Below are 26571 nucleotides of genomic sequence, written 5' to 3' on the forward strand. Positions count from 1 at the left end.
TAACAGGAGTATCACTTCAAACTTTTACTTGTCCTTGTCGATCATTGGTGCGGTTCTATTCCTATTTATGTCCTACGGGCTTTATAAAGGCATAGGTCTATCGGATGATTTTCCAAAATTTAAAACCTTCAAAAAGGGAGAGATCATCGCGCAATCAGGTACCATACCAGAATTACCAACTATTCAGGCTGGAGATGGAATCGGAGGTTTGATAATGTCTGTTTTGTTATGGATAATAATGACCATTGTGATATTTATACTTTTGATTTTATTGGAAGCCGTTTTTTGGATCTCAATTTTCATCATTTTGGCAATGCTCTATTGGGTATTCTTTAGAGCTCTAAAATTTGTTTTTAATAAATCGGCAACTACAAAAGGATATATATGGGCATCAGCAGCCTATTCGTTTTCCTATACTGTTCTATACTTAGGTTGGATTGTTGGAATTGTATATCTTACAGAAATATGGCCTTAAGAATTCGCATTCCCAAGTCATCTTAAATTAAACGTTTGATTATGGACATTCTACTTCACCCTACCTATTTCCCGAGTATTGCACAATGTGTTGCCATGATTCAGGCAGAAAAGGTGATTTTTGAAGTCTGCGATAATTATCAGAAACAAACCTACAGAAACCGAATGACCATCTATGGTGCACAAGGTAAAATCCCCTTGACGGTTCCAGTGACTTATTCTCAAAAAAATAGACAGCTCTACAAGGATATTATCATATCAAATGATGAAAAATGGCAAGATCTGCATTGGAAATCGATTCAATCTGCCTACAGTAGTTCTCCGTTTTTCGAGTTTTACGAACACGATCTGGCACATCTTTTCACTGAAGAAGCAACCAACTTGATGGATTTTAACTTTAGATGCTTAGATGCCATTATGGAATGCCTGCAACACGAACTGAAGTTTGAAAGGACAACTGAATTTGAACTGAATCCCACACAACAAAAAGATTACCGATATTTAGCCAATCATAGAAAAGAAACCGAACATCCATTGAAACCGTATGTGCAGGTGTTTGATGACAAACACGGATTTATTTCAAATCTGAGCGTTCTCGATTTGATTTTCAACGAAGGTCCGAACGCCTTATTATATCTTGAAAAACAACAATTACCCGTATAATGCTGCAATCCTTTATACATTACGGAATTCATTTTGGGCTGCCCTTGGTAATAGCCTTTCTCTTTTTTAGATCCAACTGGAAATCCGCTTATTTGATCATGATTGCGACGATGCTCATCGACTTGGATCATCTTTTGGCAACCCCCCTATTCGACCCTGGACGCTGTAGTATCAATTTCCATCCTCTCCACACTTATTATGCGATGGTTGTTTATGTTGGATTTCTATTTATTAAAAAAACAAGGATTTTGGGCATCGGATTGGTCATTCATATGATAGCAGACGCAACGGATTGTTGGATGATGACGCTTTGAGGTTCAAGATTCAAGATTCAAGATTCAAGATTTTTTAAGGGTAAAAAAATAGTTGAAAAATATATTGTTTTAGCTAAATAATTTCTGCGATACTCTGCGACCCGAGCGATAGCGAACTGGCGAAGCAAATCTTCGGGAGAAATCTAACAATACGATTTGCGATTTGCGATTTGCGAAAATAAAAAAAAAGCCATATCACAAGGATGTACAAAGAAATATCTACACATTTGAACATAGTCATAACTCTGAACTCATAATTCGAAACCCAATTATCAACTGAAGACTGCTAACTGAAGACTGCCAACTGAGGACTGCCAACTGAAGACTGCCAAATGAAGACTGCCAACTACCTCACCTTCACCCGACTCATAATCGGAAAATGGTCTGAAAGCTTGACGTCAAAAGTTCGAAATCCGTTGATTTCAAAATGATCATCTACAAGAATAAAATCGATCCTCACCGGAAAGAACCTAAAATCGAAGGACCGTCCAAATCCATTTCCTGCTTCTACAAAGGCATCTTTAAGATTGTTGCCTTTAATTTTCTTATAGACATAGGAATAGGCCGTATTATTGAAATCGCCACAAACAATCGTCTTATAGGGACTAGTGGCCTTATGCTCCAAAAACAAATCAGCTTGTGCCTGTTGCAATCTAAATGTATTGCCAACACGTCTAAATAGATTTTCAGCGGCTTCATTTTTCAGTGGATCCGTACTCGCATCAATTTTTAAAGATTGCAGATGCACATTATATATCCTAATCGTATCCTTGCCTCTCACAACATCGGCAAAAATGGCATTATTATAAGTGTTTGGGAATTCTATAGAACCTGTATTGATGATTGGAAACTTAGAAAATATGGCCTGTCCATTTCTAATTTTGTTTCCTCCAACTGCTTCAAACCTAAAGTATTCCTTCATCACCAACCCATCATCAGGTCTATATTCCTGCATGCTGATGATATCAGGTTTTTTATCATCAATAAACCGACTTATCTCTTGGGCTGCATCAATGCCCGGAATCCACTTAAAAACATTGAACAAGCGTACATTGTAGTTCATCACGGCAATATTGTCAACATCATCTATTTGTTTTGATGAAGAAATCTTATATAATGATGCCACATGGTTAAAACCAATCAAAAGAACAATTAGAGATAATAGAAGTTGTTTTTTGACTTTTAAAAGCCAGTAGATAACAAACAGAAGATTGACAATAATCAAAAAAGGAACCGTTAGACTTAATACGGACAAAAAAGCGAAACGTTTTGGCTCAATGTACGGCAAGATATAGGCCAGTAAAAGAGTGGTCGCTGCAATTGAATTTAAGAAAAACAAAAGCTTATCAATAAGATTTAGTTTTTTCATGATTTTTAATCTTTAGCCTTGAATAAAAAAGCTTTTTCTTCCTCTGTCAGGCTTTCGTAACCACTTTTACTTATCTTATCTAGGATGAGATCAATTTGCTTTTGCTTACTAAACTCCTTAAACTCCGATTTATTATGACCCGCAACTGTATTCGACTTCCGTTTGTGTACAGTTTTTAAAGGCGATTTTTTTCCCCCTTTAAAAAAATTGGCAACACGATCCATAAGCTTTTCAAAGCCCTTCCCTATGTCATTACCTTTGATCAATTGGGTTGCGTAAAAATACCCCAAAGCTACACCACCCAAATGGGCAATATTGCCACCTTGGTTCGATCCAAAAAGACCAATAACATCAAAAGCCACAAGGGCAACTCCAAGATGCCACAGTTTTATATTGAAAACAATCAATCTTACCTGAGTGTTCGGCATATAGGCACATAAAAAAATCAATAATGCCCTAACTCCTGCAGATGCCCCAACCAAGGCACCAGCAGGTTTCAAATAATTTTGAGGCAGGACATTATAGGCAAAAAGAAAAAAGAGTCCGCCCAGAATGATTCCTAAGAAATATACGTTCAACGTAAGTTTAGGGCTGAATAGATTGAGCATCATTTGCGAAACAAAGTAAAGCACCATCATATTAAACAGAATATGCAAAAACCCGTAATGGGTAAAGCCATAGGTTATGATGCTCCAAGGTTTAAAGAGAAAATCGCCAGCATCTTTAGGCAATTCCAGCCAGTACAAACTTCCACCCGAATTAACAATGAGTGAAAGCAGTAACCCAACCAAAAAAACAACCACATTGATAGCAATTATCTTTTCGAGCACATTGAGGTTTCTCAACTTCTCCTGAAGATCGTAATTTAATGATTTCATCTATCCCAACGGTTTTTATTGAATTGCGTTCGTTTCCAATACCACATGATCAAAAAGCCTGTAAGCGCTCCACCAACGTGAGCCATATAAGCCGTATTGCTCGGACTGAAAAATGACTGTCCAGAAATAGCAGAAATTACATCCAACAGAATAATGCCTGGAATAAAATATTTAGCCTTGATAGGGATAGGTAAAAATATCAACATCAATTTAGCCTCAGGATTCATCATCCCAAACGCAGCCAGAACACCCATTATACAGCCCGATGCACCAACCATTCTTGAGCTGGCGGCAATATTCATTTCAAAAAGTGCACTGAATGTTTGAGTATTGAGCACATTAGGATTGACATTATATTCAGCAAGTAAAGGAAGTAATTGATTCTGAAATAACTGCCCCTTGATATACCCACCTTCAGTGGCATTTATATTGGCGATTTTATGGATGAGTTCGGAGCTTAAATTAAGATCTGCAATATATTGATAGGCACTATAATATTCAAAGTAGTTATATCCCAATTGAAATAATACAGCGCCCAATCCCGCCGAAATATAGATAAAGAGGAATTTGCTAGAGCCTAATTGATGCTCAACGGCAACACCAAACATCCAAAGAGCAAACATATTAAACAAGATGTGCATCCCACTGCCGTGCATAAACATGTGGGTAATGATCTGCCAAATTTTGAAGGAATCATTTACAGGAAAATGTAGTGAAAACCAATTGTAAAATATACCGTTTTGTATGGTAAGGGTCCCAATAAACATCAACACATTGATGATGAGCAAATGCTTAACCGTATCTGTAATTCCTCTCATTCTTTTTTGATCTTTTCTTTAATTAAAATTACATAAATTTTCTGTCAACTTCATCAATCGTCATTGTAATAAATGTGGCTCTATTGGAGGGAGAAACAGAAGGCTCTTTACATGCAAATAAGCTATTCACTAAATGTTCTTGCTCTAAATTTGAGAGAGATTGTCCCGTTTTAATAGCTAAACTCTTCGCCATGGACTTTGCCAATAAATCGGTCGCACTGAAATGACTGTCGGGCACCTCCTGCTCCACATCGCTAATAAGTTGTTCCAAAATCATCGAAACTTCACTATCTGGTACATTGATTGGAAGTCCTGTAATTTCAACCAAGTTTTCATCAATTGCAGAAAACACAAAACCCGTAGCTTCCAAATCGTCCTTCAGTTGCTTTAAAATAGTCAATTCCGATCCTGTAAAATGCAATTGCAAGGGGAATAACAATTGTTGACTTACCGCTTCCTTGACCGTCATACTCTTTAATAAGCCTTCATATAAAATCCGTTGATGCGCTCTATGTTGATCAATCATCAACATACCTGATTTTATCGTGCTGATAATGTATTTATTTTGAAATTGATAGGTGCTTTGCGTAGTTTCTATGTGCAATTCACCATCAAACAACGATGATTTTTCTGGTTCACTTTCAAATTCTACCTGGCTAAAATCCTGTGTATCACGGGTGCCTTTTGACTCCAAACCAACATACAAACTATCCCAATTATTTGGTGTTTGCTTTCGAAATGCCGTGATCTGCTTGCCAGAAACACGTTCTTGCCGAAACGGATTGAAATTCCTGTCCACCTCAACAGTCGGTGTTGTCGCTCCTTTATCCTTATAATTATAGGGTGTATCCAGATTCGTGTCATAGTCAAAATCCAAGACCGGCGCAATATTGAATTGGCCCAAACTATGTTTTACTGAAGATCTCAAAATCGCATATAACGTATGTTCATCATCAAATTTGATTTCAGTTTTGGTGGGATGGATATTGATATCAATTGATTTTGGATCGACGGTCAGATTTAAAAAATATATGGGGTGATTCCCATCCTTGATCAAACCTTCAAACGCCGCATTGATGGCATGATTGAGATAAGGACTTTTGATAAAGCGGTTATTGACAAAAAAAAATTGTTCAGATCGACTCTTTTTTGCGAACTGTGGTTTACCCACAAATCCAGAGATTGTCAAGACTTCAGTCGCTTCCTCAACTGGAACAAGCTTCTCATTGGTTTTGGCCCCGAAGATATTGACAACGCGTTGGCGGTAATTGCTTTCGTGCAAATTGAATAGCTGGCTGCCATTATGGTACATGGAAAATGCAACTTGTGGATGAGCCAAAGCGACACGATGGAATTCATCAATAATATGACGCAATTCGACCGTGTTTGATTTTAAAAAATTACGACGTGCTGGAATATTAAAAAACAAATGTTTTACGGCAATTGAAGTACCTGTTGGTGTCACGGTGACTTCTTGTGCTTTAATTTCACTGCCTTCGATGTTTATGTATGTTCCAAGTTCATCCTCGGCCTGTTTTGATTTTAGCTCCACATGGGCAATCGCCGCAATACTTGCCAAAGCTTCTCCCCTAAACCCTTTGGTATTTAAACTAAACAAATCATCGGCAGAACGGATTTTTGAAGTGGCGTGACGTTCAAAACTCAAGCGTGCATCCGTAGCGCTCATGCCTTTTCCATTATCTATCACCTGAACCAAAGTCTTGCCCGCATCCTTAATGATCAACTTGATTGAGGTAGAATCAGCGTCAATGGCATTTTCCATCAATTCCTTGACCACAGAAGCTGGACGTTGCACGACCTCTCCTGCTGCAATTTGATTGGCAACATGATCTGGTAAAAGTTGAATGATATCTGACATTAGCCTTTTGAAAAGAATATTGACAAATCGAAGCCTATGATCAACAGAAAAATAAATATTAAAATTCCAACGATAATAAGAGTTCGTCTGTTGGCTCCGGAGTCTGGTGTGTTTTTATAATCGTCCCAAGCGTTTTCAAATTTCCCTTTTAAACCAACTTTTCCAACCGTTTTTCTGTGTTCATCAAATTTGTGCTTGATCTCAAAGGGATTCTCCTCACCTTTATAGTATCGTGGTGTGTAGCTAAATTTTTTGTTTTGACGTGTTTTAAAGATGCTCATAATTTCTAAATTTCGTAGTTACTTAAAACATACCAAATAACAATTACCATACCTAAAAAAATTAGGAGTATAGGTAATGTCCGCGCTTTTTGCTTGCGCTGTGTTTTTTGACGCCACTTGGATTCAAATTCCATGGAATTCTCCTTCTGATGCTCTCTGAGATGTCTTGGCGTGTAACTGAAACGTTTAGGTCGACGCTGTTTAAATAAATTCACTATTGAACGCTTTGCCTTTGTGAACTTCAAATGTACTCAAAATACGAGGAAAAACGATGCTATTACTGCTAAAAATTGTTAATAATGGAGCGGAAGCACGAAGCTTGATGTTGGAAGGATATGTGTTCAATGACGGATGACGGATGACGGTGATGGATGACGGTGATGGATGACGGCTGAGTTAGGGTCTGATGATCGTCGATTGCTGAAAGTTCTTTAAACGGGATTTCATTAAGTGCCGCTGAATAGAACAAAAAACATTCGTGAATTCGTGGCTAAAAAACACACGACTGATTGCCACCCCCAACTGAGGACTGCATCGCCTATTGATGACTGCCTACTGAAGACTGCCTACTGAAGACTAAAAACCAATCATCCCTGACGCAACACCGCCATTTTGATCGCCGCCACAGCAGCTTCAACGCCTTTATTGCCGTGTTTTCCTCCAGATCTTTCAATAGACTGTTGCATATTATCGTCGGTAAGCACACAAAAAATCACAGGAGTGTCGTTCAACACATTTAAATCCTTGATCCCTTGTGACACTGCTTCGCATACAAAATCAAAATGTTTGGTTTCGCCTTGAATCACACTCCCTATAGCGATAACGGCATCCACCTTGTGCTCTTGCATTTTCTTGCAGCCATAGATCAATTCATAACTTCCTGGCACATGCCAACTAATGATATTGTCAGGTAAGGTACCGTGTTCAATCAAGGTGTCGAGGGCACCTTTGTGCAGATTATCCGTGATATTACTGTTCCATTCTGAAACAACAATCCCAAATCGAAAGTTCTTCGCATTTGGGATTGTGTTTTTATCGTAGTCGGATAAGTTTTTATTTTTTGTTGCCATTTTCTACAAACTTGCTTGCGCTTTTCCTATAAAGACATCAATATTGCCAGCCTCAGTGGAATTTGGATAGTTTTCTTTTATAGCTGTAAAATGATCAAGTGCTTTTTTGGTTTTACCTAAATTCAGCGCCACATTCCCAGCTTTAAATAAAAACATTGGGGTGGTGTAAGTGTTTTTGTTCATGTTGGCTGCCTTTTCATAGTAGCTCAGAGCATCTTCAGGCTGATTTAACTGAACAAATGCATCGCCAATTCTTCCACTGGCTATTGGTCCCAACAGTTCATCCTTACTTGAAAAATTACCCAAGTACTTGACCGTGTTTGCGTAATCATTCAAATTGTAATAAGCCATTCCTGCATAATAATTAGCTAAATTAGCAGCAGGTGTGCCTTTATATTCTTCAATAATATCCAACATTCCATACTTGCCTTCTCCACCATTTAAAGATAAAGTGTATAATGAATCTTTAGCTGCAACGCCATTAAGGGCTTGTTCAAAATATTGTTGGGCTTTGTACATTTCGTTCATTGCCTCACTCGCTTTAGGTTCTGCAACAAATTTGTTGTAAGCCAAATATCCTAAAACAACAACTACAATCGTTGCAACCGCACCAATAATATAATTTTGGTTCTTTACTGCCCATTCTTCAGTTTTCGAAGCAGTCTCATCCAAAGTATTAAATACCTCAGCCGTTGTTGAGTTTTCTTCTAAAGCTTCTGTCTTTTCAGCCTTTGTTTTCGGTTTGTAACCTCTTTTCTTATAAGTTGCCATATCGTCATAATTAATGCGCCGCAAAATTAAAATTTTTATTGGTATATAAAAGGTATATTATTTGTTATTTTTCAATAATTTGCACTTCCTTTCGCAATGTTGACAAACAATTCTTTTTTAAAGCGAATTTTTAAATGATTTTAAACTCACTTTCCTTACTGAATTACAAAAATTTCGACAGTCAAAACTTCACTTTTGACCATAAGATCAATTGTTTTGTGGGGGCCAATGGCATTGGAAAGACCAACGTTTTGGACGCCATATACCATCTGTCTTTTGGAAAAAGTTATTTTAATCCGATAGCATCCCAAAATATAAAACACGGGGAGGATTTTTTTGTGGTGGAAGGGATTTTTGAGAAAGATAATCGTGAAGAAAAAATTCTTGTCTCGTTAAAAAAGTCACAAAAAAAGATAATTAAGCGAAATTCTAAGGCATACGAGCGATTTAGCGACCATATTGGCTTCATTCCTTTGGTCATTATCTCTCCAGCAGATAGGGATTTGATTATTGAAGGCAGTGAAACCAGACGAAAATTTATTGACAGCGTCATTTCACAAGGCGATAAAAATTACCTCAATCAACTCATCAATTACAATAAAATTTTACAACAGCGAAATGCCCTATTGAAGTATTTTGCACTTAACAATACGTTTAACGCACAAACGTTGGAAGTTTATAATGATCAGCTGCATACTTATGGTTCAGAAATCTTTGCTATCAGAAAGGCGTTTTTGGAAACCTTTATCCCTATTTTCAAAACACGCTACAATGCCATAAGCAATCACCAAGAACCTGTTCATCTAACCTATAAAAGTGATTTGTTTGAAAACGATTTGAAATCACTTTTAAAAATCAATCTCAACAAGGACAAGGCGCTCCAATACACTTCTGTTGGAATTCATAAAGACGATTTGAGTTTTGAGATTGACGATTTTCCGATTAAAAGATTCGGAAGCCAAGGACAGCAAAAATCGTTCTTGATTGCGTTAAAATTGGCACAATTTGATTTTATCAAGCAGAAAAGCGGAGTTTCTCCTATTTTGCTTTTGGATGATATTTTCGATAAATTAGATGAAAACCGTGTGGCTCAAATCATTGGATTGGTCAATAATGAAAATTTCGGGCAGCTCTTTATTAGTGACACACACGCCGATCGGACCGAAGCTATAATAAAACAGGTGCATCAATCTTATAAGATATTTAAGCTAAAATGAAAACGTCCACCTTTAAAATTCATCGTCTGCGGACAGATAGGCAAATTCCATCAGCCTTCAATATTTTTGGAAATTTATACTTGATTTTGGAAATTGAATACACCACATCCTTATGAAAAAATATACTATTTTAATTTTTAGCCTTATTTTATTAAGTTGTTCCAACGATCCTAATGGGTTGATTACCCATTTAAACGGCTATTGGGAAATCGATGAAGTCATCATGCCCGATGGTTCCAAACGCGAATACACCTATAACGATACCGTAGATTATTTCAGCATTTCCGATAGCCTAACTGGGTTTCGCAAAAAATTGAAGCCAAGTTTTGACGGCACCTATACCACCTCTGACGATTCTGAAGACCTAAAATTGAAAATTGAAAACGACAGTCTCCACATTTATTACACGACCCCTTTTGCCAACTGGAAAGAAACCGTTTTAGATGCCACCGAGGAAAGACTATTTATTATAAATGATCAAAAAATAAAGTATCTATATAAGCGCTTTGAGCCAATAATTGTTGAAAAATCAAATTCCACTTCTGCCGACAGGTAGACAAAAAACAAATTTCATAATGGCAAAACGTACCAAAGACCAGCTTTCTATCAGTGACCTCCTCAAAGAATTTGTGGAAACCAACAGACTCCAATCAGGTTTGGACAAAGTGAATGTCAAGGATGCTTGGGCACAAATGATGGGTAATGGCGTCAACAATTACACCACGGCCATACATTTGGAGCGCGACACGCTTTATGTACAACTCAGTTCCAGCGTTTTAAGGGAAGAGCTCAGTTATGGCAATCAAAAAATCATAAAAATGTTGAACGAGGCCCTCGGTAAAGAGGTAGTAAAGAAATTGGTACTTTGCTAAAATCACGTATCCCCTTCATTAAAAGATAAGTAATTTCTTCTTTGGACTTATATTTCGGCAATATTTCTTATTTTCAAAGCCCTAACCAAGTTATTTTATGAAATATTTTAAGTCCCTGCTGACTTTAGCACTTACACTAGCGGTATTTATTGGTCTTAACGGTAAATTTGGCAGCACTCCACCCATGGGCAAATTTTTAAGTCCCAATCAAGGATTTTGGCAAAATGAACAGGATGAAAACCTCAGTTCCACCGTGCAAATCGATGGTTTAGAGGATGAAGTCACCGTTCATTACGACGAACATTTAATTCCGCATGTATTTGCCCAAAACAACGCCGATCTCTATCGTGCACAAGGGTTTTTGACCGCCAAACATCGCTTGTGGCAACTGGAATTTCAAACTTTTGCCGCTGGAGGACGCTTAGCTGAAATATTTGGGGAGCAAGCCTTGGACTATGACCGACAAGAACGTCGACGCGGTATGGATTTTGGAGCAGAAAATGCCCTCCAAAAAATGAAGGAAGATCCGGAAACATTGAGCTATATTGAAGCGTATCGAGATGGAGTAAATAGTTATATCAATCAGTTAAAGCCCAAAGACTATCCAGTGGAGTATAAATTATTGGATTATGCACCAGAACCTTGGAGCATAAAAAAAACAGCACTCTTGCTGATGTATATGACCAAGATGTTAGCAGGCAGAGAATCCGATCTGGAACAAACCAATGCTTTGGCAAAATTCGGAAAAGAGCGCTACGATCTTTTATATCCAGATTTTTATGATGTTAACGACCCGGTCATCCCTAAAAAAACCGATTGGAGCTTTATAGACATAGAAATGCCGGAAGCACCTGAGAACGAATCTTCCATAGACTCCATATCCCTTACAGAAACCATAGATAAACCACATGCGCAAAATGGCAGTAATAACTGGGCCGTTTCTGGAGAAAAATCCTATTCAGGACATCCTATTTTGGCCAATGACCCACATCTGGGCCTCAACCTCCCTGCCATTTGGTTTGTGATGCAATTGGCAACGCCAGAGCACAACAGCTACGGCGCCACTTTACCTGGGGCTCTGGGCATCATTTCAGGCTACAACAATCATATTTCTTGGGGAGAGACCAATGCCACCCGTGATGTTATTGATTGGTATAAGATTGAATTTAAGGATGATACCAGAAAAGAATACAAACACGATGGCCAATGGAAGAAAACCACACAGCGCATTGAGGAAATCAAAATAAGAAACAAAGAAACCCTTTACGACACCATCATTTACACCCACCATGGACCTGTCACATATGACCACAATTTCAAAGGCGACAATGCAAAGTCAGGTTACGCCATGCAATGGGTTGGCCATATTGGTGGAAACAACCAGCGTACATTTTTAAAACTTAATGAAGGAAAAAATTATGACGATTACCTCGACGCACTAAAAAGCTATACGGCTCCCGCCCAAAACTTTGTATTTGCCTCTACCGAAGGTGATATTGCCTTATGGATCCAAGGTAAATTCCCTAACAAATGGGAAGGGCAAGGCAAATTTTTATTGGACGGAAGCAATCCAAAACACGATTGGCAGAGTTTTATTCCTCAAGAATTCAATGCCCATACTAAAAACCCCGAGCGTGGGTTTGTAAGTTCGGCAAACCAGCACCCCGTAGATGCTTCCTACCCTTTTTACGTTTACAACGATGGATACGAAACCTATAGAAACCGAGTGATCAATGATTTTTTCAGGGCAAAGGATCAATTCGACATCCAAGATTTCAAGAACTTACAGAACAACAACTACAATCTAAAGGCCTCCGAATTGTTACCCTATATTTTTGATAATATGGAAACATCCACCTTGACCAACGACGAAACAGAAATCCTTAACACTATTAAAACGTGGGATTTTTATAGTGAAATCGATCAACTCGCACCGAGTATTTGGGAAACTTGGTGGACAAAACTATACAAGACCGTGTGGGATGAATTTGATGCCGATACTATGGCGTTGGAAATACCATACACCTATCAAACCATTTATATGCTTAAAAATCATCCGAAGGACGAGTTAATGGATATTCTGAGCACACCTGAAAAAGAGACAGCAAAAGATCTGTTCTTGATCACTTTTAAAGAAACGGCAAAAGAACTTACAGAATGGAGAGCCGAGCATGGCAACTATAATTGGGGTGCCTACAAGGCCACATTTGTTGGCCATTTGCTACAAGCACTGCCTGCCTTTTCACGATTTGATCTGCACATTGGTGGCGATTACAACACGGTCAATGCAGCCGCAAAAAACCACGGTCCATCATGGCGGATGATCGTAGAAATGACGTCGCCTCCAACTGGTTATGGGATCTATCCAGGTGGGCAGTCCGGGAATCCGGGCAGTAAATATTATGACAATTTCATCGACCGATGGGCCGTTGGAGAATATATGGACTTGTTGTTTATGCAAAGCGAAAAAGACACTGAACAAATCATCGCAAGTCAAACCCTAACTCCAAAACAATGAAAAAGAACCTTATCAATTTTATAGTCACCTTGATCATTGCCGTTATCCTATCACAATTTTTGCCTTGGTGGCACGTGATGGCGGCTGGTTTTATTTCTGCTGTATTTTTCAGTCTGAATCGCGCGGCAGTATTTTATATTCCTTTTTTGGCTATCTTTATATATTGGACAATCTATGCGTTCTGGTTGAGTCAAGCGAATGATTTTATTCTAGCCAAAAAAATCGCAGTCCTATTGCCTCTGGGAGGCAGTTGGTTTGTGTTGCTTTTAGTTACAGGATGTATTGGTGGCATTGCTGCAGGAGTTGCAGCCCTATTGGGGAAACAATGCCGTAACCTGGTTAAACGTTAGACAGTATTCACTCACAAATAAAAATCATACGCTTATGAAAAGGCTCATTTTAATAATTGTCCTGATTCCATTTTTCGCATTTAATATTCAGAATAATCCTGAAGACTTCGTTGGTAAATGGGTTGGAAGTGATAACAACGATGTTGGCGCGGTTATTTTTGAGAAGGATGGCTACGCTGCCTTTGAAATTGGCGGACAAATAATGGGTGGAAAGGAATTTGTGATTAATGGTAAAAGAGGTCAGATGACCTACAGCATTAACAAAGAAACCAAACCCATTCAAATTGATTTCACACTTACAAAGCTCGAGTCTGGAGAGCAAAAAACCTTATTGGCAATTGCCGAATTTATTGAAGAAGACGTCATTAATTTTGCCCTTTCCTTTGAGGACATTAGACCATCATCTTTTGATGAAAAGTCCGTAATCCTGACTCGTGTTAAACCCTAGTTGTCGAGAAAATATAACGATAAGAAACACTTCAAATAACCCATACCATATTTATTGACAATATCTTAGACTATAGCCAATATATCTGCAAAAGTATCTGGACTATTGTTTTACGAGACTTTGGATGGTTCCAACTTCAAATTTCAGCAATCGTCAATTACATTCTTAACAGGGATAAAAAAAAGATGGCCTAAAAAGCATTTTGTATGGTTTTTGGCACTATCTTTGGGCTATTATATACAATTAATTTAATATTTTATTACAATGAGTAAAGGAACAGTAAAATTTTTCAACGATGCTAAAGGCTTCGGTTTTATCGTGGAAGAAGGAAACAACAAAGAACATTTTGTTCACATTTCAGGATTAATCGACGAGATTCGTGAAGGCGATGAAGTTGAATTCGATCTTACAGAAGGAAAAAAAGGATTAAACGCAGTTAACGTAAAAGTTATCTAATATATAAGCTTTTTTAAATGATAAAGCCCTGCAACTGATGTTGTGGGGCTTTTTGCTTATAGAGCTTATAGAATTCAGGGTATTTGAAAACTCAACAAAAAAAGGCTCGGAACCAATCGCTCCGAGCCTTTTATATGTAACAGGAATGTAACAGGTTAAACCCTTAAAACATCTCTCTTCCTGCAAAATGGAATGCGCTTTCAATCGCGGCATTCTCATCGCTATCACTTCCATGCACTGCATTTTCACCAATAGAAGCAGCGTAGAGTTTACGGATAGTACCTTCAGCTGCATCAGCCGGGTTGGTTGCACCAATCAAGGTTCTGAAATCTTCAACGGCATTGTCTTTTTCTAAAACCGCAGCTACAATCGGTCCGCGTGTCATATATTCTACCAACTCGCCATAAAAAGGTCTTTCGCTGTGTATAGCATAAAACTCCTTGGCATCAGCAGTAGTCATTTGAGTTAATTTTAATGCTACAATTTTAAAGCCCGAAGCACTAATTTTATCCAAAATTGCGCCAATATGTCCTTTCTCGACGGCATCTGGCTTAAGCATTGTAAACGTTCTGTTAGTTGTCATATTTATAATTTAATTAATTCTGATTACTATTAGGGATGAGGGATTAGGTATTAGGGATTAGGGATTAGGGATTAGGGATTAGGGATTAGGTATTAGGTATTTGATATTCTTTATTCTTTATTCTTTATTCTTTATTCTTTATTCTTTATTCTTTATTCTTTATTCTTGGCCCCTCCTCCTGGATCTTGATTCTTGATTCTTAATTCTTGATACTTAGTACTTAATTCTTTGTTCTTTATTCTATATTCTATATTCTTGGCCCCTCCTCCTGGATCTTGATTCTTGATTCTTAATTCTTAATACTTAATACTTAGTACTTAGTACTTAATACTTAATAATCAGTACTTAATTCTTTATTCTCAATACCCGATTCTTACAAGCCACTCATAAATTTCGTGCAAAAGTAAGGCATTTATAACTAAAACCATAATATGAAACTTAAAAAATTGTATCTTCGCACGCTATGACAGAACACCATATTAAAGAGATCAAGGCCATATTAATGGCTCCAAAACAGATTGTCATTGTGCCACACAAAAACCCCGATGGTGACGCCATGGGTTCCACCTTGGGCCTTTATCATTACCTCATAAAGAACAATCATAAAGTGACCGTCATTGCGCCAAATGATTATCCTGATTTTTTGAAATGGCTTCCGGGCCAAGACAATGTGGTCATTTATGAATCTGATCGAACCCATGCAGAAAACCTAATGGAAACTGCTGATCTTATATTTACCTTAGATTTTAATGCTTTGCATCGTGCTGGCGAAATGGAAACTCCTTTGAGCAATTCTAAAGCCGTGAAAATTATGATTGACCATCACCAACAACCGGACACTTATGCCGAATATATGTTTAGCGATGTGTCCATGAGTTCTACGTGCGAGATGGTGTATCGTTTTATAGATATGCTTGGCGATTTGCAGACCATTGATGATCAGATTGCAACATGTCTTTACGCTGGAATTCTAACAGATACAGGATCGTTTAGGTTTCCGTCCACAACCAGTACAACACATTTGGTAGTAGCTGATTTAATAGAAAAAGGCGCAAACCATTCGGATATATATAATTCTATTTACGACACCAATAGTTATGAGCGCCTTCAGCTTTTAGGCGTTGCCCTCAAGAACTTAAAGGTTCTGCCTGAATACAGGACAGCATATATAACGCTTTCACAAGAAGAGCTCAATGCCGCCAATTTCAGGAAAGGAGACACCGAAGGCTTTGTAAACTACGGACTTTCTATCAAGAATATTATTTTTGCAGCCATCTTTATTGAGCACAAACAGGAAGGTATTGTAAAAATAAGCCTGCGCAGTGAAGGTGATTTTTCAGTTAACGAATTCTCTAGAGAAAATTTCAGTGGTGGAGGCCACACCAATGCTGCGGGAGGCAAAAGCGACCTCAGTTTAAATGATACAGTTGAAAAATTTATTAGTATATTGCCACGCTATAAAAACATCCTAAATTCATGACAAGAGCCATTTTTTTCATTCTCGTCTTATCCATTAGCATCAGTGGTTGCAAGTCTCCTGAAGCTAGAAGACCAATCTCGCAAAAATCGGGTTCCTTCATAAAAATATCAGCAGAGCGCAACAAAAAACTCAATGCAATTGAGTCTGAACAGATTCAAAATATCATAAAAAAAGATACTTCAAAAACCTATTTCGCATCTGAAAGTGGTTTCTGGTACTATTATAACACCAAAATCGAAAAAGACACCATCACGCCTTCCTTTGGTGATATTGTCAACTTTGATTATGACGTCAAAGACATCAATGGCAATGCCATATATTCTGATGACGACATCCATCCGCGTAATTATGCCATGGATCAAGAAGAAATTTTTACAGGATTGAGAGAAGGTTTAAAACTGATGAAACCGGGTGAAACCGTTACTTTTTTATTTCCATCCCAAAAAGCTTATGGTTACTATGGTGACAAAAACAAAATTGGCACCAATACTCCAGTTATCTGCGAAGTGACCGTAAATTCAATAATTCAAAACCAAAACGATTAAAACTATGCGATTGATTAAAAAGGCCTTTGGCCTCGTATTACTAATGCTTCTTGTATCGGCAACGGCCTGCAAGGACAAATATCCCGATTTAGAAGACGGATTGTACACTGAAATCATCACAAACAAAGGTACTATGGTCCTTCGTTTGGAATACCAAAAAGCACCTATTACAGTGGCAAACTTTGTTTCTTTGGCCGAAGGCACCAATACGCTTGTGGATAGTGCCTATATTGGTAAAAAATATTACAACGGCTTGACCTTTCACAGAATCATGGACGAATTTATGATTCAAGGTGGTGATCCGTTAGGTACAGGCACAGGAGATCCTGGCTATAAATTTATGGATGAATTTGATGAGACTCTAAAACACGACAAGCTGGGTGTTTTATCGATGGCAAATTCTGGCCCAAATTCTAATGGAAGCCAGTTCTTTATTACCGAAGTTCCTTATCCTTCTTTAGATGGAAGACATAGTGTTTTTGGTCAGTTGGTAATTGGTGAAGATGTCCTTCATACACTTGCTAGTGTGGAAGTTTCCCCACAAGGAAACAAACCGGTTACTCCAGTCGTAATGGAAGAAGTCAATATTATCAGAAAAGGCAAAGAGGCCAAAAACTTTAATGCTCCTAGCATATTTAAAAACCATTTTGCTGAAGCCGAGAAAGCAGAGAAAGAACGTATAGCTAAAGAGGAAGAAGCACAGCGAATCAGAGATGAAAAAAGCGCCGCTGCCGCTGCCGATATGAAACCTGCACTGGAAACTTACGAAGGCAAATCGAAGACCTTGGCTTCTGGACTAAAAATGTACAATATTACCAAAGGAACTGGTCCTAAACCAAAAACAGGGCAAACCGTAATGTTGAATTATGAAGGGTATTTTACTGACGGACGTCTTTTTGATAGTAATGTAAAAACTGTTGAAGAGCATTACGGAATGTACAATGAACAAAAAGACCAAGCCCAAATGTACAATCCAATGCCAATGCAAATCAGTCCAGATGCTCAAATGATCCCTGGATTTAAGGAAGCAGTCAATCAGATGCAGGTTGGAGATAAATCGTTCTTTTATTTACCATCACATTTGGCTTATGGAGAACGCGGGAACAGGGTAATTCCTCCTAATACCGATTTGATTTTCATCATTGACATGGTGGAAATAGCAGAATAAATTTTAAAATTCCAATCAATACCATTGGAAAACAAAAAAGCAGCGTTGAAAATTTTCAACGCTGCTTTTTTTATAATTGTTATTGCTGTTTATTGTTATTGGGTTTCCTAAATCGTTCGATCTGGATTTGATATTTGAAGAATTTTACTTTTTCGGAATGTTCTTCAAAATCTCCAAAACGAATTTCCAATATTTCTGTGTTGATGAAATCTGGGCACGTTCATCGGGAGAATGCGCTCCCTTAATATTAGGACCAAAGCTGATCATGTCCATCTCCGGATAATTCTGCCCTAAAATCCCGCATTCCAATCCAGCATGACAAGCAGCAACATGGGCTTCCTTACCATTCAAATCCTTATACAATTTTGATAACACCTTTAGGATCGCCGAATCCATATTAGGTTTCCATCCAGGGTAATCACCATCAAATTCCACCTCACATCCGGTCAATTCAAAGGTGGCACGTAGCATATTGGCCAAATCCCATTTTGAAGATTCTACGGAAGAACGTGTCAAACACATAATTTTGATCTCGCCATCCTTTACAATTACTCTTGCAATATTATTGGAGGTTTCCACCAAGTCAGGAATATCAGGACTCATTCTGTAAACCCCATTACAAGCTGCATAAAGCGCTCGGGTCAAACCTTCTTGAACTCCCAAGTCCATCATCGTTTTGGGAGTTTCTATCTTTTTGATCTCAATCGTGAGGTTGGGCTCCAATGTTTTAAACTCGGTTTTGATATCGTCTATGACCTCCTCCATTTCGGCTTCAAATGCAGCAATATTCATCGTGTCCACTGCTACAATGGCATTGCTTTCTCGCGGAATGGCGTTGCGAAGACTTCCGCCGTCAATTTCAGAAATACGCAAACCGAAGTTTTCAAATCCATCAAAAAGTAAACGGTTCATCAACTTATTGGCATTCCCGAAACCTTTATGGATATCCATCCCTGAGTGTCCACCTTGCAACCCTTTTACAGTGATCTTATAACCTGTTTTAAACTCAGGTGTTTCTTCTACCTTATAGGTTCTTGTTGCCGTAACATCAACCCCTCCTGCACATCCAACACCAATTTCATCATCCTCTTCGGTATCGAGGTTCAAAAGGATATCGCCTTTCAACAATCCGCCTTCCAAGCCTTTGGCACCAGTCATTCCGGTTTCTTCATCAATCGTAAATAAAGCTTCAAGAGCAGGGTGTGGAATGTCCGTACTTTCTAAAATGGCCATAATGGTGGCAACGCCCAACCCATTGTCCGCACCAAGCGTTGTACCCTTTGCCCTAACCCAATCGCCATCAATATACATCTCGATGCCTTGGGTATCAAAATCAAATTTGGTGTCATTATTCTTTTGGTGCACCATATCCAAATGCGATTGCATCACCACCGTCTGACGGTCTTCCATCCCGGCAGTGGCCGGTTTTTTAATGATGACATTGCCTACCTTGTCCTCAAAAGTTTCCAATCCTAATTTCTGTCCGAAATCTTTCATAAAAGCAATCACTCGTTCTTCCTTTTTTGAAGGTCGTGGCACGGCATTTAAATCGGCGAATTTATTCCATAGCACTTTCGGCTCTAACTGTCTTATTTCTTTATTCATATATAGAGGTTTATTGTTTTTTTTATGGACATATGTCATTCGCAACTTTTCATTCGTGCTTGTGGCCGAATTTTGGTCATGCTCATTTCATACATCCATTTTATGTTGTTCTACAAAGGTAGCGATTCATGTATGTTATATAAAACTATTTTCTATTTTTGAGCCATGCGCAAACACACCAAACTTATTATTGCCCTATCCCTGATTGTACAGATTTTGCTCATAAAAGTATTGGCAAATTTCCCGGATTTTGTTGAAAACTATTACAGCAACGGCATTTACAAATGGATTTCAAAACTCATGCATTTTGTATTTGGATGGATACCATTCTCTGTTGGAGACATACTTTATACTATCGCTGGGATTTATATCATTAGATGGTTTGTAAAGAATAGAAAACGCCTAAGAACGGACACCAAAAATTATGTCTTGGATATTCTATCGGCGGTTTCCGTAGGCTACTTTGCTTTTCATATCCTTTGGGCCTTCAATTATTATCGGCTACCATTACATCAATCACTGAAAATCGATAATGATTATTCTACAGCTGAACTCGTAAAATTTACCGAAGAGCTCATTTTAAAAACCAATGTCATCCACAGCCTTATTGAAAAAAACGATACCTCTATGGTGGTGATGCCGTATACCAAACGCGAACTTATTAAATTGGCACCCAAGGGTTACGACGAGCTCGCCAAAGAATATCCCAATCTGGCTTATTGGCCAAGTAGTTTGAAGCGTTCTATTTACAGCCTTCCACTGACCTATATGGGGTTTAGTGGCTATTTGAATCCGTTTACCAACGAAGCACAAATTGACGGTCTCATCCCAGCCTATAAATACCCGACCACCACAAGCCACGAAATTGCGCATCAACTGGGCTACGCCGCTGAGAATGAAGCCAATTTTATCGGAGCCATGGCCGCAATGAAACATGAGAACATTTATTTTAATTACTCCGGATATTCCTTCGCACTAAGACATTGTCTGAATGAAGTTTTTTTGAGAGATCCCTTAAAATATGAAGAGCTCATTGTCAAAGTCCATATTGGCGTTTTGAAAAATTTTGAGGAAATGCGCTTGTTTTGGCGATCGTACGAAAACATTTCAGAAACCTTCTTCAAAAACACCTACAGCGGTTTTTTGATGGCCAACAATCAAAAGGGCGGCATTGAAAGCTATAGTTATGTGGTAGCACTTTTAGTCAACTACTTTGAAGAGAATCCGCTGTAAATTGTTAAAACTATCTTAATAACCCTCTTAAATCTCGATATTCTTTATCTTTAGAACTCAATTTTTAACTAATCCCAACCCTATGATCAAAACAGTTTTGACCCTCATGACGTTTGTGTGCAGTTTTTCCATACTCGCACAGGACTATTTTCCAAAAAACGACGGTGTAACGACCAAAAACACCAATTACACTGCAATTACAAATGCCAAAATTTACGTAACTCCCACTCAAATCATTGAAAAAGGCACATTGCTTATTAAAGATGGCAAAGTGGTGGCATCAGGAACTTCAGTAACCATCCCTAAGAATGCGGTACAAATAGACGCATCCGGAAAAAGTATCTACCCATCATTTATTGATATGTATTCTGATTTTGGGATTGAAAAGCCAAAACGCCCGGCTGGCGGCAGAAGCTCGCAATATGATGCATCACGATCTGGCTATTATTGGAATGACCATATCATGCCAGAAAACAATGCCATTGATCAATTTAAATACGATTCCAAAAAAGCTGAAGATTTGATCAAAGCTGGTTTTGGTGTCGTTAACACCCATATTCAGGACGGGATCGTTCGTGGAACTGGGACATTGGTCGCCTTAAATTCCAATGACGATAATGCGATGCGGATCCTTGATGCCAAATCGGCGCAATACCTTTCTTTTAGCAAAAGTGTCAAATCCAACCAAGCCTATCCTTCATCAATCATGGGGAGCATGGCTTTATTACGACAATTATATTATGATGCCGATTGGTACGCCAAGGGCAATATCACCACCAAAGACCTCTCAATTGAAGCTTTGAACAACAACAAATCCTTGGTTCAAATCTTTGAAGCCGGAAGCAGGGCCAAAAATCTACGTGCCGATAAAGTAGGCGACATGTTCAATATCCAATACGTTATTTTGGGTGGTGGCGATGAATATGAGCGTATCGACGAAATCAAGGCCATGAACGCGCCCCTGATCATTCCAATCAATTTCCCTGATGCCTATGATGTTGAGAATGCGTTTTTAGCGTCTACACTTTCAATCCATGATATGAGAGCTTGGAACCAAAAACCGACCAATCCAAAATTATTGGCTGACAACAATATCACATTTGCATTGACCACGCACGATTTAAAATCGCCGAAAGAATTCAAATCCAACTTACTGAAAGCTATCGAAGCAGGACTTTCCAAACAAAAAGCTTTAGAGGCATTAACCACTGTTCCGGCACAATTATTAGGAAAATCAGATAAGATAGGCTCGTTAAGAAATGGTACTTACGCCAATTTCCTGATTACTTCTGGCGATATTTTCGACAAGAAAACGACGCTTTACGAGAACTGGGTTCAAGGTCAAAAAAACACCATTGAAAACAGAGACATTGTGGATATTACTGGTAAATATGAATTCAACCTAGCTGGCGAAACTTATGAGATGACCCTTTCGGGGGAATTGAGCAAGCTGAAATCAGAAATCATTGCCAATAACAAAAAGCGCGGCTCAAAAATAGCTTATACTGATGATTGGGTGAATCTTGCTTTCACTACCCAGGACAGTACAAAACAAGAGTTTGTTAGAGTTATTGCCAATGTAGATGCCAATAAAAACCTGAACGGAAAAGCCATCATGCCAAATGGCTCAGAAATGGGCTTCTTTGCAAAACAAACGGAAACCAAGAAAGATACTACTTCGAAAAAAGAAGATTCAGAGGAGGACAAAAAAGATTCTGTGGCCACTGTCTCCCCTATCACTTTCCCAAACAACGGATACGGTTTTGAAACGCTTCCTAAGGCTGAAACCCTATTGTTTACCAACGCCACCGTTTGGACCAACGAAAAGGATGGCATTTTGGAAAATACCGACGTCCTTATCAAAAACGGTAAAATTGCCAAAATAGGAAAGAATTTATCTGAACGCGGTGCAACGGTAATTGATGCCACGGGAAAACATTTGACCACTGGAATTATTGACGAGCATTCGCATATTGCTGCGGCTTCCATCAATGAAGGTGGACAAAATTCATCTGCAGAAGTATCAATTGAAGACGTTATTGACGACACGGATATCAACCTCTACAGAAATTTAGCAGGTGGTGTCACCTCCATCCAAATCTTACACGGTTCGGCAAACCCAATTGGAGGTCGTTCGGCCATCATCAAACCAAAATGGGGACATGCTGCCAAAGATTTGATCATTTCCAACAGTCCGAAGTACATAAAATTTGCATTAGGTGAAAACGTTAAACAATCCAATTGGAGCGGAGGTCGATTCCCGCAGACCAGAATGGGCGTTGAGCAAGTGTATGTCGATTATTTTACACGTGCAAAAGAATATGAAGCGCTTAAGAAAAGCGGTAAACCATACCGAAAGGACATTGAAATGGAAACCCTTGTTGAAATCTTGAACGGTGAACGTTTTATCAGTTGCCACTCTTATGTTCAGAGTGAAATCAATATGTTCATGAAAGTTGCCGAACGATTCAACTTCAAGATCAATACCTTCACACATATTTTAGAGGGTTATAAAGTAGCCGATAAAATGCTTGAACACGGTGTTGGTGGATCTACATTCGCCGATTGGTGGTCTTATAAATATGAGGTTAATGACGCCATTCCGTACAATGCAGCCATTATGCATGACGTAGGTATCACGGTGGCCATTAATAGTGATGATGCCGAAATGAGCCGTCGATTAAACCAAGAAGCTGCCAAAACTGTCAAGTACGGCGGTGTTAGCGAAGAAGAAGCTTGGAAATTTGTCACTTTAAACCCAGCAAAATTGTTACATATCGATGATCGCGTAGGCAGTATCAAAGTTGGTAAAGATGCTGATGTGGTGCTTTGGTCAGACCATCCTCTTTCGATTTACGCCAAAGCCGAAAAAACAATTATTGAAGGCGTCACTTATTTCGATTTGAAACGTGATGAAATGATGAGAGATCAAATCAAAAAAGAAAGAAGTGAACTGATCAATGATATGTTACAGGCAAAAAACAAAGGCCTGAAGACACAGCCGATAAAGAAAAAAGAAAAAGAATTGTTTCATTGTGACTCGGAATAGTTCAGAGTTCAGAGTTTTAAGATGAAAATTAAAAATTTGTGCATTCGTGCAAAAACAAAAATCATAAGTAAGATTTCCTCCTTCGAGGGAATGTAAATAAGTTTCATATGAAAAAAATAACATACATACTCATAGCAATTTTGTGCACTTCCTTCGGATTTGCACAACAAACACCAGCGCCAAAGCAGTCCCAACCGATTGCTATTACCGGTGCAACCGCACATTTGGGCAATGGCCAAGTCATTGAAAACAGTCTCATCATTTTTAAAGATGGAAAATTAACCACGGTGTCGAATGCTTCACAAACGGATCTTTCTGGAATGGAAGTCATCAAAGCCGATGGAAAACACGTTTATCCTGGTTTTATCGTACCATCTTCTACCTTAGGTCTGACAGAGATTGATGCGGTAAAGGCCACAGTTGACGAAAGTGAGATTGGAGAAATGAATCCACACATCAGAAGTATCATTGCTTATAACGCCGAATCCAAAGTGGTCGAATCCATGCGCCCAAATGGGGTATTGATGGGTCAGATTGCGCCTCAGGGCGGTCGAATTTCAGGAACTTCATCAGTCGTACAATTTGACGCTTGGAACTGGGAAGATGCTACCGTTAAAGTGAATGATGGCATCTATCTGAACTGGCCAAGTAGCTTTACTCGTGGCAGATGGTGGCTTGGAGAAGATCGAGGCTTAAAGAGCAACGATAAATACAAGGAACAAGTAGACGAGCTTGTCGCATTTTTTAACGAAACCAAAGCTTATGCAGCTGGGGACAAGACAACGACCAACTTACCTTATGGTGCTACAGAAGGTTTATTTGATGGCTCAAAAAAATTGTATATCAATGTCGATGACGAAAAAGGCATCACGGACGCCATTCATTTTGCCAAAAACAATAATGTAAAGCACGTGGTTATTGTGGGCGGCAGTGAATCCTATAAAGTAGCCGATTTGCTAAAACAACACAACATCCCGGTCATTGTGCAACGTATCCACTCACTTCCATCCAAGGAAGATGAAGATTATGATATGCCTTATAAATTAGCCACTCTTTTGGTTAATAAAGGGATAACGGTGGCTTTAAATGCCAATGGATCCATGGAACGAATGAGCTCAAGAAACTTGCCATTTTACGCAGGAACGACCGTTGCTTATGGCTTGGACAAAGAAGAAGCTTTAAAACTCATTACTTCAAATACTGCCAAAATATTGGGCATTGATAAAGATTACGGCACTTTGGAAGAAGGTAAAAGCGCCACATTATTTATCAGTGAAGGAGATGCTTTGGATATGCGTACCAATCAATTGACCCATGCTTTTATTGATGGTCGATTGATCAGTTTGGAAACACACCAAACGGAATTGTACCATCGTTATGATGATAAGTATAAGGCTGAGAAGAAGTAGTGAAGTGTGAAGCTTGAAGAACGAAGCACGAAGTTAGCGGTTTCGTTTAAAAAAAATAAAATCTGTCATTCTCGAGGTAAAGAGAGTGACAGATTTTTTTTTGTAGTACAATTAAAAGGATGACCTCAGTGTCTAAATAATTTTATCTCAATGTGTAAAGCTTAAACAAATCAAATCTTTGTTCTTTATTCTAACAGCGAAACGATCTTTGTTCTATTTAGCTCTATTTATTGAATCATCTCCGCGCCCTCCGGTCTGCCATAGACTCTTGAGTCCATTTTTACCGTTGTTAGCATCGGACTTACAAATTTGGTTTCACTCTTTACAGTAGTGGGTTGGTTGTTCTCCACGTTATACCAAACCATGGTTTCTGGCAGCAACAAACCTTCCACCTCTTGCCAATTGCTGTATTTTATAAAATGGAAGTCTTTACTTTTTTCGTCTTTACCAAAAGTCACGGTATACGCTAACCAAGCCATTTTATTGGTGTCTGGATCATAATACATGATATATTCATCATCTGGAGATGCTCCCACCCCACTTTCGTACGAAATTTGAATACCAGGATAGGTCTTTCCTTCAAAAACCAAAGGTTCAGCTTCAGCATACATAATCCCGTCATCGGCCAAGACAAATGGCATGGCATAAAAATAGAACATCAGGTTGTAGTAAAATTTCGGATCACCTTCATATTTGCTATTGTCCACATTCTTCATCCAAAGCACTTCGCCATCAAAACCAATCGTGTGTTTTGGCATTTCTATCAAAGTATAACGATCTTTTAAATCGGTGGTGGTAATTTCATAACCGCCCGGCTTTTCAACGGAGAATTCTAAAGTAGCCATCTCGTTCCAAGTATCAAGTCCGCCATGGGCATCAAAAACCTTGGTAATATTTTCAGGGTAAGCGCTTGTGGTCACATCAAGCTCTTCTTCGAGATACGGTTCGCTCTCAATTTTTGTTTCCTGAGTTTTGTCTTTACAAGAAACCATGACGGTAATCAGCATCAATAAATAAAAGGTATTTTTCATATAAATTTCATTTTTTATTCCCTCGCCAATCTAATGGCAGATTGGAAAGAGGAAATATGATTAGTGTTTAGAAATTTCCATAAAACGGAA

General features: G+C 38.6%; 26 protein-coding genes. 16 read left to right on the forward strand and 10 right to left on the reverse strand.

Annotation, left to right across the window (positions count from 1 at the left end; genetic code table 11):
• The first annotated feature begins 67 nt into the window (after positions 1–67).
• Genes G6N06_RS02885 through G6N06_RS02895 form a run of 3 tightly spaced genes read left to right on the forward strand, consistent with a single transcriptional unit; the run spans position 68 to position 1451 of the window.
• Positions 68–475: a hypothetical protein gene (locus tag G6N06_RS02885; protein WP_240337954.1), complete on the forward strand. Its 408-nt coding sequence runs from the start codon at positions 68–70 to the stop codon at positions 473–475.
• Positions 476–516: 41 nt separating this feature from the next.
• The gene (locus tag G6N06_RS02890) at positions 517–1137 is read left to right on the forward strand and encodes a WbqC family protein (RefSeq protein WP_163514555.1); all 621 of its coding nucleotides are present in this window, start codon (positions 517–519) and stop codon (positions 1135–1137) included.
• Positions 1137–1451, forward strand: a complete 315-nt coding sequence (locus G6N06_RS02895; protein ID WP_163514556.1) for a DUF6122 family protein — start codon at positions 1137–1139, stop codon at positions 1449–1451. Before G6N06_RS02890 ends, G6N06_RS02895 begins: the two co-directional genes overlap by 1 nt.
• Positions 1452–1797: 346 nt before the next feature.
• On the opposite strand, the gene G6N06_RS02900 is transcribed toward G6N06_RS02895, so the two are convergent.
• The 7 genes from G6N06_RS02900 to G6N06_RS02930 form a co-directional block, all read right to left on the reverse strand.
• The gene (locus G6N06_RS02900) at positions 1798–2820 is read right to left on the reverse strand and encodes an endonuclease/exonuclease/phosphatase family protein (RefSeq protein ID WP_163514557.1); all 1023 of its coding nucleotides are present in this window, start codon (positions 2818–2820) and stop codon (positions 1798–1800) included.
• Positions 2821–2825: 5 nt separating this feature from the next.
• Positions 2826–3698: a rhomboid family intramembrane serine protease gene (locus G6N06_RS02905; RefSeq protein WP_163514558.1), complete on the reverse strand. Its 873-nt coding sequence runs from the start codon at positions 3696–3698 to the stop codon at positions 2826–2828.
• Positions 3695–4516: a rhomboid family intramembrane serine protease gene (locus tag G6N06_RS02910; protein WP_163514559.1), complete on the reverse strand. Its 822-nt coding sequence runs from the start codon at positions 4514–4516 to the stop codon at positions 3695–3697. Before G6N06_RS02910 ends, G6N06_RS02905 begins: the two co-directional genes overlap by 4 nt.
• Positions 4517–4544: 28 nt before the next feature.
• On the reverse strand, positions 4545–6395 hold the full coding sequence (gene mutL / locus G6N06_RS02915; RefSeq protein WP_163514560.1) for a DNA mismatch repair endonuclease MutL: 1851 nt from the start codon (positions 6393–6395) through the stop codon (positions 4545–4547).
• The gene (locus tag G6N06_RS02920) at positions 6395–6676 is read right to left on the reverse strand and encodes a riboflavin synthase subunit beta (protein ID WP_163514561.1); all 282 of its coding nucleotides are present in this window, start codon (positions 6674–6676) and stop codon (positions 6395–6397) included. The genes mutL and G6N06_RS02920 overlap by 1 nt, the downstream gene beginning before the upstream one ends.
• A gap of 587 nt (positions 6677–7263) precedes the next feature.
• Positions 7264–7746 carry a 6,7-dimethyl-8-ribityllumazine synthase gene (gene ribH / locus G6N06_RS02925; protein ID WP_163514562.1) on the reverse strand — a complete coding sequence of 161 codons (483 nt, stop codon included), beginning with the start codon at positions 7744–7746 and terminating at the stop codon, positions 7264–7266.
• 3 nt (positions 7747–7749) lie between these two features.
• Positions 7750–8517, reverse strand: coding sequence for a YfgM family protein (locus G6N06_RS02930; protein WP_163514563.1), 768 nt, complete (start codon positions 8515–8517; stop codon positions 7750–7752).
• A gap of 134 nt (positions 8518–8651) precedes the next feature.
• Between G6N06_RS02930 and recF the strand changes: the two genes are divergently transcribed.
• From recF to G6N06_RS02965, 7 genes are all read left to right on the forward strand, one after another.
• Positions 8652–9734, forward strand: a complete 1083-nt coding sequence (recF, locus tag G6N06_RS02935) for a DNA replication/repair protein RecF (RefSeq protein WP_163514564.1) — start codon at positions 8652–8654, stop codon at positions 9732–9734.
• A gap of 112 nt (positions 9735–9846) precedes the next feature.
• Positions 9847–10290 (forward strand): lipocalin family protein, encoded by a 444-nt coding sequence (locus tag G6N06_RS02940; protein WP_163514565.1) that lies wholly within the window; start codon positions 9847–9849, stop codon positions 10288–10290.
• A gap of 19 nt (positions 10291–10309) precedes the next feature.
• A complete protein-coding gene (locus tag G6N06_RS02945) occupies positions 10310–10606 on the forward strand; it encodes a DciA family protein (RefSeq protein WP_163514566.1) in 297 nt (98 codons plus the stop codon).
• A 97-nt stretch (positions 10607–10703) separates the two neighbouring features.
• Complete coding sequence (locus G6N06_RS02950; protein ID WP_163514567.1) at positions 10704–13124, forward strand: penicillin acylase family protein; 2421 nt, start codon at positions 10704–10706, stop codon at positions 13122–13124.
• Positions 13121–13474: a hypothetical protein gene (locus G6N06_RS02955; protein WP_163514568.1), complete on the forward strand. Its 354-nt coding sequence runs from the start codon at positions 13121–13123 to the stop codon at positions 13472–13474. Before G6N06_RS02950 ends, G6N06_RS02955 begins: the two co-directional genes overlap by 4 nt.
• A 34-nt stretch (positions 13475–13508) precedes the next feature.
• Entirely contained in the window at positions 13509–13922 is a 414-nt protein-coding gene (locus G6N06_RS02960) for a hypothetical protein (RefSeq protein WP_163514569.1), read from the forward strand.
• Positions 13923–14186: 264 nt separating this feature from the next.
• A complete protein-coding gene (locus tag G6N06_RS02965) occupies positions 14187–14378 on the forward strand; it encodes a cold-shock protein (RefSeq protein WP_027125508.1) in 192 nt (63 codons plus the stop codon).
• A 163-nt stretch (positions 14379–14541) separates the two neighbouring features.
• Here G6N06_RS02965 and G6N06_RS02970 read toward each other — a convergent pair whose 3' ends face one another.
• The gene (locus G6N06_RS02970; RefSeq protein ID WP_163514570.1) at positions 14542–14961 is read right to left on the reverse strand and encodes a nucleoside-diphosphate kinase; all 420 of its coding nucleotides are present in this window, start codon (positions 14959–14961) and stop codon (positions 14542–14544) included.
• Positions 14962–15424: 463 nt separating this feature from the next.
• Between G6N06_RS02970 and G6N06_RS02975 the strand changes: the two genes are divergently transcribed.
• Genes G6N06_RS02975 through G6N06_RS02985 form a run of 3 tightly spaced genes read left to right on the forward strand, consistent with a single transcriptional unit; the run spans position 15425 to position 18154 of the window.
• Positions 15425–16441: a DHH family phosphoesterase gene (locus G6N06_RS02975; protein WP_163514571.1), complete on the forward strand. Its 1017-nt coding sequence runs from the start codon at positions 15425–15427 to the stop codon at positions 16439–16441.
• On the forward strand, positions 16438–16986 hold the full coding sequence (gldI, locus tag G6N06_RS02980; protein WP_163514572.1) for a gliding motility-associated peptidyl-prolyl isomerase GldI: 549 nt from the start codon (positions 16438–16440) through the stop codon (positions 16984–16986). The genes G6N06_RS02975 and gldI overlap by 4 nt, the downstream gene beginning before the upstream one ends.
• Before the next feature lie 4 nt (positions 16987–16990).
• A complete protein-coding gene (locus G6N06_RS02985; protein ID WP_163514573.1) occupies positions 16991–18154 on the forward strand; it encodes a peptidylprolyl isomerase in 1164 nt (387 codons plus the stop codon).
• Between the two features lie 144 nt (positions 18155–18298).
• On the opposite strand, the gene G6N06_RS02990 is transcribed toward G6N06_RS02985, so the two are convergent.
• Positions 18299–19759, reverse strand: coding sequence for an aminoacyl-histidine dipeptidase (locus G6N06_RS02990; protein ID WP_163514574.1), 1461 nt, complete (start codon positions 19757–19759; stop codon positions 18299–18301).
• Between the two features lie 165 nt (positions 19760–19924).
• Between G6N06_RS02990 and G6N06_RS02995 the strand changes: the two genes are divergently transcribed.
• From G6N06_RS02995 to G6N06_RS03005, 3 genes are all read left to right on the forward strand, one after another.
• Positions 19925–20992, forward strand: coding sequence for a DUF3810 domain-containing protein (locus G6N06_RS02995; protein WP_163514575.1), 1068 nt, complete (start codon positions 19925–19927; stop codon positions 20990–20992).
• A gap of 82 nt (positions 20993–21074) precedes the next feature.
• The gene (locus G6N06_RS03000; protein ID WP_163514576.1) at positions 21075–24041 is read left to right on the forward strand and encodes an amidohydrolase family protein; all 2967 of its coding nucleotides are present in this window, start codon (positions 21075–21077) and stop codon (positions 24039–24041) included.
• A gap of 107 nt (positions 24042–24148) precedes the next feature.
• Positions 24149–25450 (forward strand): amidohydrolase family protein, encoded by a 1302-nt coding sequence (locus G6N06_RS03005; protein ID WP_163514577.1) that lies wholly within the window; start codon positions 24149–24151, stop codon positions 25448–25450.
• 227 nt (positions 25451–25677) lie between these two features.
• Here G6N06_RS03005 and G6N06_RS03010 read toward each other — a convergent pair whose 3' ends face one another.
• Positions 25678–26481: a DUF6503 family protein gene (locus G6N06_RS03010; protein ID WP_163514578.1), complete on the reverse strand. Its 804-nt coding sequence runs from the start codon at positions 26479–26481 to the stop codon at positions 25678–25680.
• Positions 26482–26571: the final 90 nt, after the last annotated feature.

The organism is Gelidibacter japonicus, from assembly GCF_010725055.1.
Classification (GTDB): Bacteria; Bacteroidota; Bacteroidia; order Flavobacteriales; family Flavobacteriaceae; genus Gelidibacter; species Gelidibacter japonicus.